Consider the following 12,056-nt stretch of genomic DNA (forward strand, 5'->3'; position numbering starts at 1 on the left):
CTGTTATGAAAAAATGGACATTATCTTTGTTGACACTGGCGCTTGTATTGGTGCTCGCCGCTTGCGGAAACAAGCCTGCGAACAACAGCAACGGTGCTGCAGAGGCACCGCAAAACAATGCGGGCAACGCAGAGCAGGCAGCACCGGCACCGGAAGAAACCGTTAAACTCGTTGTAGGTGCTACTGTACCGCATGCTGACATCCTGAAGTTCATCGCGCCACAATTAAAAGAAGAAGGCGTAGAACTGGAAATCAAAGAATTTACGGATTATGTTCAACCGAACGTACAAGTGTTCGAGAAACAGCTTGATGCAAACTATTTCCAGCATCAGCCTTATCTTGACAATCAAAACGAAGAAAACAAGATGGATCTTGTCTCTGTTGTAGGTGTTCACGTTGAGCCGTTTGGAGCATATTCGAAAAAATATAAATCTGCAGATGAGATCGCCGACGGCGCAAAGGTAGCTATTCCTAATGACCCTACCAACGGTGGACGTGCGCTTCTGTTGCTTGAGAAGCAAGGTCTGATTAAGCTCAAAGAAGGCGCAGGCATTACAGCTACAAAAGCCGACATTGTTGAAAACCCTAAGAACTTTAACATTATAGAGCTTGAGGCGGCTATGCTTCCTCGCCAATTGGATGAAATGGACTTTGCTCTAATTAATACGAACTATGCGATCGAAGCTGGCTTGAATCCAATTAATGACTCCCTGTTCATTGAGGATAAGGAATCCCCTTACACGAACTTGCTTGTATCCCGTCCGGACAACAAAGATTCCGATGCGATTCAAAAGCTGGCTAAAGCTCTTACTTCCGATGAAGTAAGAACGTTCATTGAAGAAACTTACGAGGGAGCATTGGTCCCTGTATTCTAATCATACGCAAGGGATTGACCCTTGCCCGTCATAATATAACGATGATGATTCCGCAGCCCTATGGCTGCGGTTTTTTTTGTTTTATGTGCGATTTCAGCATCCCTAAAGATCGTTAATTTGTTACATCATTCGTTGACCAGTGCTGTAGAAGGGGGAGGTGTTGTATTTTACAATGAAAATCAAAGATAAAAAGTTGGTGAGAGAATGAATGCGAAAGTGACGACAGAATTGCAGGGGCCGTCTCCTAAGGTTCCAGGCAGCAGGCCGGTAAAAGAAGACTCGCTGTGGCTCAGATTGGGGAGACAGTGGGAATTCCAGATTATGATTTGGCCAGCGCTCCTATTTTTGCTGATTTTCAGCTATGGTCCAATGTGGGGAATTGTAATGGCTTTCAAGGAGTACAATCTCTTCACAGGACTGAAAGGAAGCCCCTGGGTAGGCTTGGATCAATTTAAAATGTTTATTGAGTCTCCTGAATTTTGGGAGATTATGCGCAATACGTTCGGGATTAGCCTGCTTAAGCTGTTCATTGGATTTCCGGCGCCGATCATTCTTGCCTTGATGCTGAATGAGGTCGGGGGGCTATTTAAGCGTGTCGTGCAAACGGTAACCTACATTCCGCACTTTATGTCCTGGGTAGTCATATCCGGAATGGCATTTTCGATGCTGGCTGTAGACGGCGGTTCCATAAACAGTCTGCTTATCGCCTTGAAGCTGATTGATGAGCCGATTAACTGGATGTCTACACCTTCCTACTTTTGGGGAGTGGTGACAGGGCTGAATGTCTGGAAGGAAATCGGTTTTGGCTCCATAGTATATTTGGCAGCGATCCTCGGGATTGACCCAGCGCTGTACGAATCAGCGTCGATTGATGGGGCAAACCGATTTAAGCAAATTTTCAAAATTACGCTGCCGAGCATTGCGCCTGTTATGATCATTTTCTTAATATTGGCGATCGGAAATACGCTGAACGCAGGCTATGAGGATATTCTCGTCCTGACGAAAAATTTGAACAATGGCATACTGCTTCCTGTAGCCAATGTTATTGATACTTATGTGTATCAAATGGGCATATTGAACCAGCGCTTTTCCTATGCGACAGCTGTCGGGCTGTTCAAATCGCTATTGAGTGTTACGCTGCTGGTTACCGCTAACAGAATCGCAAGAAAAATGGGGAATACGAGCCTGTGGTAACACACGGACGGAGGTGAAGACAATATGAAATTATCCGCTGGCGATAAAGTGATGAAGCTGATTATATATATTCTGTTAACGTTTCTAGCTTTTATTACATTTTATCCGTTTTGGAACTCGCTGGTATTATCATTTAACGTAGGCTCAGATACCTCATTAGGCGGCGTTACCTTCTGGCCTCGCAAATTTACATTGGAAAATTATCAGATCGTCTTTAAGGAAAAACATATTTATCAAGCATACATCATTACCATTTTGAGAACGGGCTTGGGAACTGTGCTTTCCATGTTTTTCACGGCGTTATTCGCTTATGCCATGTCCAAGAAAGGGATTATATTCAAAAAGTTTTATATGCTGCTCGCTGTATTCACGATGTTTTTTAACGGCGGCTTGATCCCCTACTTTATTCTTGTATATAACATTGGGCTGTATGATACCTTTACGTTCTTGCTCATCCACGGGATGATCAGTGTCTATAATATGATTATATTTCGGACGTTCTTCATGGAATTGCCGGACGGATTGGAAGAGTCGGCCAGAATAGATGGCTGCAGCAACTTGGGGGTATTTTTCCGGATTGTACTGCCTGTTTCCGGCCCGGTATTAGCTACGCTATCCCTGTTTACGGCGGTTTTCCTCTGGAATGACTGGTTTACGCCGGCGGTGTTTATTAACAGCCAGAACCTGATTCCGCTGCAGACACTGCTAGTGCAAATTATTAACGCCGGAGCGACAGCTAGTTTGCTGACTAACTTGAACTCTTACGCCCAAAGCATGGTGCAAAATACGGTAACCGTAAAAGCGCTGCAAATGGCTACGATGATGGTGGCAACCTTGCCGATTTTGATGATTTATCCATTTTTGCAAAAGTATTTTGTTAAAGGCGTCTTGGTAGGTTCATTAAAAGAGTAGATTTATATATTGGGTTATTGAGCTGGCTGGTCATTTGACCGATCGGCATATAACATAAAATGCAGTAGGTGAAAGGAGAAATGAAATGAATAGAAAGAAATCGTTTCGGGGTCTGCTGGCGATCGTTATCGGATTATCGCTCATGCTGACCGCCTGCTCCGGAAGCAAGGGGGGAAATACAAGCGAGCCCGCGAATAATGCGGCTGCCGCTAACAGCACGAATCAGACGGAACAGCCGAAAGGCGGGGAAGCCGTATCTACAAATCCTAGAGAAAAAGTAAAACCCGTAACATTTACCCAGTTTGTCAACTATGACTGGTACACCGCTCCGACCTGGGACGAGCGTCCGCATGGGCAGTGGATTACGGAAAACCTCGGCGTAACGATGGAGCCTGTACAATCCAACGGTGCGGCTGCGACGAAGCTGAATTCCATGATCGTTTCTGGACAACTGCCTGACACGATCGTGCTTGACCGCGGCAAAGACGTTGAACGTATGGTAGATGCGGGCAAGCTGGTCGCCTTGGATCCTTATTTAGAGAAGTACCCTGAATTTGTTGCCACAGTCGGAGAAGAGACGCTGAACATGCTGCGCAGCGGTGACGGCAAGCTCTATCAAATTCCGAACTGGTTTATAAGTGGGGACAACGGCAACGGTAATGCCGCATACCTTGTTAACAGCAAAATTTACAATGAACTCGGAGCTCCTGCTCTCGAAACCTGGTCCGATCTGGAAGCGTATTTGAAGCTGGTCAAGCAAAAATATCCCGATATCGTTCCTTTGGATTTCGGTGAAATTCGTGATGGCGAATCTCAAATGCTCGGGATGCTCTATAGTGGGGCCGCTAACGATCGTACGCCCGCCTTCATTTCCGCTGGATCAGGAAGCGTGTTTGGCATCCCTAACGGTGACAAGCTCACTTCAATGTATGAAGATGAAGCGTTTGTGAAAACGGCCTTATTCGCCAACCATATTATGCGTGAAGGCTTAACTTCACAAGATGCATTTACGCAAACCCGCGATCAAATTCTTGAGAAGTTGAAAAAAGGTAAAATCGCCGTCTTTGCCGCTTACGATGCTGTAGTAGAAGGTATCGGCAGGGAGGCGAACAACCAATTGAAAGCGATCGATCCGGCAGACGGATACGACGTCATTTGGCCAATCCATGATGAAGGCGTTGACAAGGGCAAGGTTTATCCTAGCGGATACAATACACTCGGCTGGAACGTAAACGTTATTACTACGAACGCCAAAGATCCGGAAGCCATTTTTGCTTATATGAACTGGGCCGTTAGCGAAGAAGGCCAGCGCATATTCTTCTTTGGTCCGGAAGGGTTGTTCTATGATACGGTTGAGGATGGCGTACCGGTTCCAAACGATGCTTACATCGATCGCGATCCGAAGAAATACGACGAGTTGAAAATCGGAGAATTTAACTGGTACGGCAATACCAGTTATGTGGATACTACGAAAGGAAAGAGAGAGCAATTGCTGCCTGGCGAAGCGCAGGATTGGACGACAGTCGCCCAAACGACGGTATCCTTTCTAACTTCGATGAATCTGACCGAATTCTCCAACCTCGATCCGGTTCCAAACTCCAAAGAAGGCATTATCATGCAGCGCTTGAGAGACCATTACAAGCAGGTTATTCCTAAGGTCGTATTCGCGAAGAGCGAAGAAGAAGCTAGAAAGTTGATCGATGAAGCGAAAGCGGAGGCTGACAAGCTCGGCTATCCGCAGCTGCTGGAATGGAAAACGGCCAAATGGCAAGAGAATCTTAAAATTATGGGAAAGAAATAACTGGAATCTACTCCACGAGAGGATATACTTAGGTATATCCTCTCTCTGAATTTATTTTATAAGGAGCAATAGTATGTATAGAGCAATGCTGGTTGATGACGAGAACTTCGATTTGGTAGGCATGCAGAAGCTCATCCCGTGGAGCTCGCTAGAAATTGATGTCGTATACAGCACGAGTAGTTCCCTTGCCGCACTTGATTATGTACATAACCATGAAATCGATATACTTATTACCGATATTAAGATGCCCGTGATGTCCGGCATTGAGCTGGCCAGATTAGCTTTGGAAGTAAATCCGCAGCTTAAAACAGTGTTTATCAGCGGGTATCAAAACTTTGATTTTGCCAAGCAGGCCCTTCAATTGAAGGCCGATGGCTATATTCTTAAGCCGATAGACGATAACGAAATCATATCAACTCTCCAGGAAGTTGTAGCCGGATTATCCGTCCGCTTACATGAGAAAAGCGATAATGCACTGCTGAATGACTTTGACTTTATCCGGAATGATTTTCTGCTCCATTTGCTGGAGGGAACGATTGATGAAATTACATTGGCCGCTTTTCTTCGCAAGTACCCGATGGATCTTCCCAGCGGCAAGGCGCATGCCGTTATCGTAGAGATCGACGATGTGATCAACAAGCGGGGCGGGAGCGGAGAGCAGGAGGATTTGCACCATATATATGAGCTGCTTGAAGCTTATATATCCGCCCGGCAGCTAGGCCACATTTGCCGCCTTACACCGAACCGGCTGGGCATCATTTATTTAGCGGACCCGAGCAGTCTGCAGGTTGAACTGGAAGGCTTGCTGGCCGAAATCCGGGCAAAGACAGACTGTACAGCTACTGTTGCTTACGGGCGGCTGGCGGATGTGAATACGGAGCTGCCGGTCTCGTATCGTGAGGCCGTTTACTTTATCAGCTGTAAAATGTTTTTTGGTAAAGACAGAGTGATTGATCCAGGGGAAGCCCGGCAATTCAGCATCAAAAGCACGAAAGACGTCAATACGAGCCTGGACGAATTATTTCAGGCGATCACCAGCTATGAACTGGTGGCGATATGCGATGTGCTCGAGGAATTGTTTGAAAGTGTGAAGAAGTTTGCAGAGCCGGTCAAGGTGTATCATTTCTCGAGACATCTGATTGCGCGGTTTGAAGGTTATCTCAAGGCTTCTGGGAGGAATGTTCCAGCTTCAGCCATGGAAGGGTGGAGTGAAGAAAGTCTCGCTTATGTGGAGAAGTTTGAGACTATCGAGGAAATTAAATCCTGGCTGCGGCGCAGGGCGTTTGAGCTGTCGGAAATGCTGCATATGAGCAAGCAAAAAAGCTCCTGGAAGCTGCTCTCTCAAATTGAGTTTTATGTGAGAACGCATCTTTCCCGCGACATTACTCTAAAGGAAACCGCGGCTCATTTCGCTTATTCCCCCAATCATTTTGGCGTATTATTCAAAGAACAGACCGGGATGAGCTTCAATGATTTTGTAGTGCAGGAGCGGATGGAGCGGGCGAAGAAGCTGCTTCAATCCCCATCGCTCAAAGTATATGAAGTGGCGGAAGAAGTAGGCTACAGAAGTTTGACTTACTTCAGCCGAACCTTTAGAGAAATGTTCGGGATAACGCCCGGTGAATACAGGAAGCAGGTGTAGGTATGAAGCACGTCCGGCCTGGCTACATCCCTTTCCAGTATAAGCTGCTCATTTCTTATGTTCTTCTGTTAATTATTCCTATAGGCGTCATCGGTATTTATTCGTACTTGTCATCTTCAGCGGCCATTGAACGGAATACCCGGAACAATCTGGAGGTGGCCGTAAACCAAATCAGCAGCAATGTGCAGTATCGCGTAGTCGATATCAAGCGCAGCGCGGAAGAATTATACGATGATCAGCTGCTGTCGCGCTACTTAAATGGCCGTTACGAATACTGGGATCGCTTTCAAGTAACGACTCAGTATGTTCAGCCCCGCCTTGAATCAGCTGTACATTTGCCCAAGCCCAACATCCGGCTTACTTTATATTTAGAGGAGCCCGCGATCGGGGAAATCTATTATGAAGAGACCGAGCAGGCGCTGACAGCTGGGGAGCGCTTGTATCAGATCAGATATGCAAACCGGGTTGTGGATGAACCCTGGTACCGGTCGTTGAACCTGCCCTATGATGGTTTCGATTGGAAGCAGGTAAGTAGTGATGAGAAATTCGGATATATATCGCTCCTGCAGCCGATGATCAACTATGAAACGCTCGGGACGATCGGCTTGATCCGAGTATCCGTAAAGCTGAAGGACATTTTCGGGGACGTGGATGTGAATCAGCTGGGCGAGGAAACGAAGTTATTTGTTCTGGATGAGAACAGTAATTTACTCTATCCGGCCAGTATGGCCGACTTTTCCGAATCGCTATTAAATGATGAGAGATATTTGAAAATAACGAAAGAAATCGATCATCTTTCCGTGAGTCTCGTCGCGCTGATTCCCTATCAATCTTTCAAAGAAGATTCTATCAAAGTACGCAACTTAACGATTCTCATTTGTTTGCTTAGTCTTATTGTGATGACTTTTACCAGCTATCTGATCGCCAAAACTTTGACGAAATGGATAACGAAGCTGACTTTTTCTTTACGCTCCTTCAAGGAAGGAGAGTATAGCCGCCGTATTCATTATCGTGGAAAGGATGAGTTCGCACTTATTGCCCAGTCCTTTAATGACATGGCTTCCACGACCCAGAAGCTGATTGATGAAGTTTATATAAGCAAGCTGGAGAAAAAGGAAGCGGAGCTGCAAATTTTGCATTCGCAAATTAATCCACATTTTCTATACAACACATTCTCCTCGATTAGCCGTATGGCTAAGCTCGGTGAAATAAACAAGCTTCATGAGATCATCCGCGAGTTGGCCAAATTTTATCGTCTGACGCTGAACAAAGGCGAAATGCTGATCTCCGTTGAGAAAGAGCTGCAAATTATCGAGGCTTATCTGAACATCCAAAATATTAAATATGCGGATCGCATCAATATGTCCATTTCCGCTGACCCGGGGACGGAAAATTTTGAAACCGTCAAGTTCATTCTTCAGCCTTTCGTCGAGAACGTGCTTGAACATGCCTGGTACGATGATGAAATAACCATTCAAATTCGTGTGTTTTGTGATGGCAGCAACAATATGGTTATGGAAGTGAACGATAACGGACTTGGGATGAAGCAGGAGATGGTAAATCAAATTTTGGGCACGGGAGATAAGATCGGCTATGGCATCCGTAACGTGGATCAGAGAATAAAGCTCCATTACGGCAAAGAGTATGGGGTATCCCTGACGAGCAAGGTTGGTGAGGGGACGTCAGTCAGTATCGTACTGCCAAAAGTTCTATATGACAGCAGCAACTAAAATAAGGTGCCGTTGGATCGTCTCATCATTACGAGGGAAGCGAGGGTCCTACCCGTTTTATTGTGGGAACGCCTGTAATCATCTATACTTGAGAGGAGTATAGTTGTGAGGAGGAGAAGGACGTTGGTGGGAAAAGTCGTTCTGATTACAGGAAGCGCCAAAGGCTTAGGGAAAAAAACAGCGCTGACTTTGGCAGAGCAAGGCTGCCATATCGCACTGAATTATGTACATAGTGAATCGGAAGCCCGCGCCCTTCAGTCGGAGATTGAACAGCTTGGGGTACGATGTATCGCTGTACAGGCCGATATTTCCAAGCGAGATGAAATTGAGTCGTTAGCGGCACAAGTTTGCAGCGATCTTGGAACGATCGACATCCTTGTAAACAACGCAGGTCCTTTTATACGGGAGCGCCGATTGTTTACCGACTACAGCCAGACAGATATTTTGGCTATGATTGACGGTAATTTGGTCGGAGCAATGCTTCTTGATCATCTTGTCCTTCCAGGCATGAGGGAAAAGGGCTGGGGACGAATTATTCATTTCGGCTTTGGTCATGCTGCAGAGTCGAGAGCTTGGCCGCATCGTGCGGTGTATGCTGCTGCCAAAACGGGGCTTGTCTCCTTTACGAAGACTCTGGCGGTGGAAGAGGCTCCGTACGGCATTACTGTCAATATGGTGTGCCCCGGCGATATTCGGGGACAAAATAAAGAAATGTCGATTGCCGAAGTCCGGGAGCTGTCGGATCAGGAGACCCCCTTGGGCCGGCCGGGAAGCGGCGAGGATATTGCCCGTGTCATTTCATTTTTGTGCCATGCGAATTCCGATTTTATTACCGGCAACATTATGGATATTTCCGGCGGGCTTGACCCGATTCGTCCGTGGATTAAGCGATCATAAAATATAAAGAAAAAAACGACCCTTCCCGTAAAATGGGAAGGGTCAGTGTATTTGTGCTGCATGCAAGGTTGCCGATGCATATTTTGCTTACTGTGAACGGCTATTAGAATACTTGGACGACCTCTTGAACGCCTTCCACTTCTTCAAACAGCGCGCGCTCAATACCCGCTTTGAGGGTAATGGTGGAGCTTGGGCAGCTGCCGCATGCACCTACCAGCTTCAATTTAACGATGCCATCCTCGACATCGACGAGTTCCACGTCACCACCGTCGCGTTGCAGGAAGGGGCGAAGCTTATCCAGAACTTCCAATACCTCGTCGTATAATTTATCTTGAACATGTTCGCTCATTGTTTTCAACTCCTTTCCTTTATATATTATAGTACAATTAAGCTTAAAATTAAATGGTTCGAAAATGGGGGACACACAAGTTGAAAGTGATCGTTGAGTTTTGCGCCAACAATAGTCACTTCGGCACGGATGAAGTGATGAAGAAGCTGCAGCAGCATCCTGATTGTGAGGTTTATGAATACGGCTGCCTTACAGGATGCGGCATGTGCTATTTGACGCCTTATGCGCTCGTTGACGGCGAGACCGTCGAGGCCGAGACGGCGGAGGCATTGTACGATGTTATCCTTGCCCTTATTAATTCAAATTAAAAGCAACGGACCGCGATTTATCCGAACTTCGAATGATCTTATCCGATATGAAACTTGGATAACCACAGAACGCCTGTCTTTAAAATCCGCGGAACCCGCCCGGTTACCTGGGCTTTGCCCATTAAGCCAAAGCCGGCCTTTTTGCCCAAAGAGCCGAGCGTTCCTTTAAGCTTCAGCCGCTGCAGCTTCGGTTCCTCGCCTCGCCATAATGAGGAGGCAATTTGTGCGATTTGCTGGCCCTGGCCCTCTGCCACCTGAGCGCTTGGGGCGAACGGAAGGCTGGCGCAGTCCCCGCAAACGAAGACTTCCGGATAGTCCGGAATTTGATAATATGCGTTAAGCAGCACCCGTCCCTGCCGGTCCTTCTCGACTGCTAAATTTTGTACGAGAGCCGGAGGTTGAATGCCTGCCGTCCAAATCGTGACATCAGACGCAATTTCACCGTCTGCATGGTAGATAACCCCGTTCTCCAATTTTGTGGTGGAGATGTTTGACAGTGTCGCTACCTCATGCTCCTCAAACCATTTGGTTACGTATCCTGATACTTTCGGCGGGAACCCGCCGAGCACCCGTGAGCCGCGATCGATGATGCTGATGTTGAGATCGGGACGGCTCTCACGAAGCTCGGCGGCAATCTCCACGCCGCTGAGCCCCCCGCCAATAACATTGACCTTGCCGTAAGGCTTAACGTTGTTTAGCTGCAAATAGGCTTCCCGTACAGCAGAGAAGGACTGAATTCCGTAGGAATGCTCTTCGGCACCCGGAATTTGATGATAATTATCAGTACAGCCGAGAGCTATAACGAGCTGATCGTATTCCAGCGGATCCCCCTGCTGGAAGTGGATGAGACGATGGCTCAGATCGATGGAGCTGACTTCCCCATACTTGATCTGCAGCCCCGAATAGTTAGGAAAGGGCACGCGCAGCTCATAATCGGACACGGTGCCGGCCGCCAGGGCATAGTATTCCGTCTTCAGGCTATGAAAAGGCAGCCGGTCAACTAATGTGACTTGAACATCCGATGGGATGTGTCCTTTGAACAGTTCATGAATAACGGCGGTTCCTCCGTAGCCCCCACCAAGAATGACGAATTGTTTCATCTCATTGATGTCCTTTCTACCCGGTCTCCAACTTTTGCAGAAGGAGGCCCAGAAGGCTTTTATTCGTAGATCTGAATTTCGTTATAGAAGGTGTCCCGCTCAACCGGGATGCGTCCGGCGCCTTGGATTAGCCAGATAAGCTCTTTGCGGGTCAATCCTTCCGGAGTCAGCGCTCCGGCCGCATGGCTAATGCGTTCCTTAATGATCGTGCCATGTACGTCAGAAGCTCCAAAGGTAAGAGCCACCTGGGTTAATTGCACACCGATATTAATAAAGTAAGCTTTAATATGCTGAATATTGTCCAGCATGAGCCTGCTTATAGCGAGCGTTTTAAGGTCCTCGTACGCAGAATTGCGCCGTGTAATGCCAGCGTTCTTATTCCGCGGCTGCATCGACAGTGGGATGAACACCATAAATCCGTTCGTTTCGTCCTGAAGCTCGCGAATTTGCAGCATGTGGCGGATCCGGTCTTCGTGGGATTCGATAGCTCCATACAGCATCGTCGTATGGGTCTTCATGCCAAGCTGATGCGCGGTTCTGTGTACATCGAGGTATTGATCGACATTCGCTTTGTCGACCTTCATTTTTTGGCGGTATTGATCGGACAATATCTCTGCCCCGCCACCGGTCAAGGTTTGCAGTCCGGCTTCCTGCAGCTTCAGGAGAACCTCCCGCGTGCTCAGGCCGCTGATGCGGGTGAAAAATTCGATTTCCGCCGCCGTATACGCTTTAAGCGTCACTTCAGGGAAGCGTTCATTCAAAGCTTTTAGCGAGTCCACGTAATATTGAAAAGGAACGTGATTGTTATGGCCGCCAACGATATGAAATTCACGTATTCCAGGATGGATATGCTGTTCGACATAAGCTACCATTTCCTCGCCGGATAAAGTATATGAACCTTCTTCGCCCTGATCTTTGCGGAAGTTGCAAAACGCGCAGTAGGATTCGCATACGTTCGTAAAATATAGACTCATATTTTCGATAAAATATACTTTATGACCGTTTTTTCTGAGATTGACCTCGTTAGCTAACTGACCAATGGTCAACAAGTCGTTGCTTTCATATAAATATACCCCGTCTTCCAGCGTAAGACGCTCTCCTTGCCGGACTTTAGCGACGATGTCCGCCATTTTGCTGTCGACACTCGGGCTGATCGCAATAGACATGATAAAAACCTCCGTTTCCATTAGATGACTCCTGCATGTGTGGAACGTCAGGGAATTTGGAGACCCCCGAGCTATTCTCTCC

At 47.1% G+C, this 12,056-nt stretch carries 11 protein-coding genes; 8 read left to right on the forward strand and 3 right to left on the reverse strand.

What is annotated here, in order from left to right; translation table 11 throughout:
* Window positions 1-5 precede the first annotated feature (5 nt).
* The 7 genes from G358_RS0103955 (at window position 6) to G358_RS0103985 (ending at window position 9,051) form a co-directional block, all read left to right on the forward strand.
* Window positions 6-875: a MetQ/NlpA family ABC transporter substrate-binding protein gene (locus G358_RS0103955; RefSeq protein WP_019635899.1), complete on the forward strand. Its 870-nt coding sequence runs from the start codon at window positions 6-8 to the stop codon at window positions 873-875.
* Between the two features lie 204 nt (window positions 876-1,079).
* Window positions 1,080-2,069: an ABC transporter permease gene (locus G358_RS0103960; protein WP_019635900.1), complete on the forward strand. Its 990-nt coding sequence runs from the start codon at window positions 1,080-1,082 to the stop codon at window positions 2,067-2,069.
* A 24-nt stretch (window positions 2,070-2,093) separates the two neighbouring features.
* A complete protein-coding gene (locus G358_RS0103965) occupies window positions 2,094-2,981 on the forward strand; it encodes a carbohydrate ABC transporter permease (RefSeq protein WP_019635901.1) in 888 nt (295 codons plus the stop codon).
* An 85-nt stretch (window positions 2,982-3,066) separates the two neighbouring features.
* Window positions 3,067-4,782, forward strand: a complete 1,716-nt coding sequence (locus G358_RS0103970; RefSeq protein WP_019635902.1) for an extracellular solute-binding protein — start codon at window positions 3,067-3,069, stop codon at window positions 4,780-4,782.
* Window positions 4,783-4,855: 73 nt separating this feature from the next.
* Window positions 4,856-6,424 carry a helix-turn-helix domain-containing protein gene (locus tag G358_RS0103975; protein WP_019635903.1) on the forward strand — a complete coding sequence of 523 codons (1,569 nt, stop codon included), beginning with the start codon at window positions 4,856-4,858 and terminating at the stop codon, window positions 6,422-6,424.
* 2 nt (window positions 6,425-6,426) lie between these two features.
* On the forward strand, window positions 6,427-8,154 hold the full coding sequence (locus tag G358_RS0103980; protein WP_019635904.1) for a sensor histidine kinase: 1,728 nt from the start codon (window positions 6,427-6,429) through the stop codon (window positions 8,152-8,154).
* Between the two features lie 123 nt (window positions 8,155-8,277).
* Entirely contained in the window at window positions 8,278-9,051 is a 774-nt protein-coding gene (locus G358_RS0103985; RefSeq protein ID WP_019635905.1) for an SDR family oxidoreductase, read from the forward strand.
* Window positions 9,052-9,154: 103 nt separating this feature from the next.
* Here G358_RS0103985 and G358_RS0103990 read toward each other — a convergent pair whose 3' ends face one another.
* A complete protein-coding gene (locus G358_RS0103990) occupies window positions 9,155-9,400 on the reverse strand; it encodes a NifU family protein (protein WP_019635906.1) in 246 nt (81 codons plus the stop codon).
* Between the two features lie 80 nt (window positions 9,401-9,480).
* Between G358_RS0103990 and G358_RS0103995 the strand changes: the two genes are divergently transcribed.
* Window positions 9,481-9,708, forward strand: coding sequence for a YuzB family protein (locus G358_RS0103995; RefSeq protein ID WP_019635907.1), 228 nt, complete (start codon window positions 9,481-9,483; stop codon window positions 9,706-9,708).
* 38 nt (window positions 9,709-9,746) lie between these two features.
* Here the strand turns inward: G358_RS0103995 and G358_RS0104000 are convergent, their stop codons facing one another.
* Together G358_RS0104000 and mqnE are read right to left on the reverse strand one after the other, a co-directional pair.
* Window positions 9,747-10,808 (reverse strand): NAD(P)/FAD-dependent oxidoreductase, encoded by a 1,062-nt coding sequence (locus tag G358_RS0104000; RefSeq protein ID WP_019635908.1) that lies wholly within the window; start codon window positions 10,806-10,808, stop codon window positions 9,747-9,749.
* Between the two features lie 59 nt (window positions 10,809-10,867).
* Window positions 10,868-11,995, reverse strand: a complete 1,128-nt coding sequence (gene mqnE, locus G358_RS0104005; protein WP_019635909.1) for an aminofutalosine synthase MqnE — start codon at window positions 11,993-11,995, stop codon at window positions 10,868-10,870.
* Window positions 11,996-12,056: the final 61 nt, after the last annotated feature.

Origin of the sequence: Paenibacillus fonticola DSM 21315 (assembly GCF_000381905.1) — a bacterium.
GTDB classification, from domain to species: Bacteria; Bacillota; Bacilli; order Paenibacillales; family Paenibacillaceae; genus Fontibacillus; species Fontibacillus fonticola.

Coding starts and splice junctions, on each gene's coding strand:
- G358_RS0103955 (WP_019635899.1), top strand. CDS start 6: ATGAAAAAATGGACATTATCTTTGTTGACACTGGCGCTTGTATTGGTG.
- G358_RS0103965 (WP_019635901.1), top strand. CDS start 2,094: ATGAAATTATCCGCTGGCGATAAAGTGATGAAGCTGATTATATATATT.
- mqnE (WP_019635909.1), bottom strand. CDS start 11,995: ATGGAAACGGAGGTTTTTATCATGTCTATTGCGATCAGCCCGAGTGTC.
- G358_RS0104000 (WP_019635908.1), bottom strand. CDS start 10,808: ATGAAACAATTCGTCATTCTTGGTGGGGGCTACGGAGGAACCGCCGTT.
- G358_RS0103975 (WP_019635903.1), top strand. CDS start 4,856: ATGTATAGAGCAATGCTGGTTGATGACGAGAACTTCGATTTGGTAGGC.
- G358_RS0103960 (WP_019635900.1), top strand. CDS start 1,080: ATGAATGCGAAAGTGACGACAGAATTGCAGGGGCCGTCTCCTAAGGTT.
- G358_RS0103980 (WP_019635904.1), top strand. CDS start 6,427: ATGAAGCACGTCCGGCCTGGCTACATCCCTTTCCAGTATAAGCTGCTC.
- G358_RS0103970 (WP_019635902.1), top strand. CDS start 3,067: ATGAATAGAAAGAAATCGTTTCGGGGTCTGCTGGCGATCGTTATCGGA.
- G358_RS0103990 (WP_019635906.1), bottom strand. CDS start 9,400: ATGAGCGAACATGTTCAAGATAAATTATACGACGAGGTATTGGAAGTT.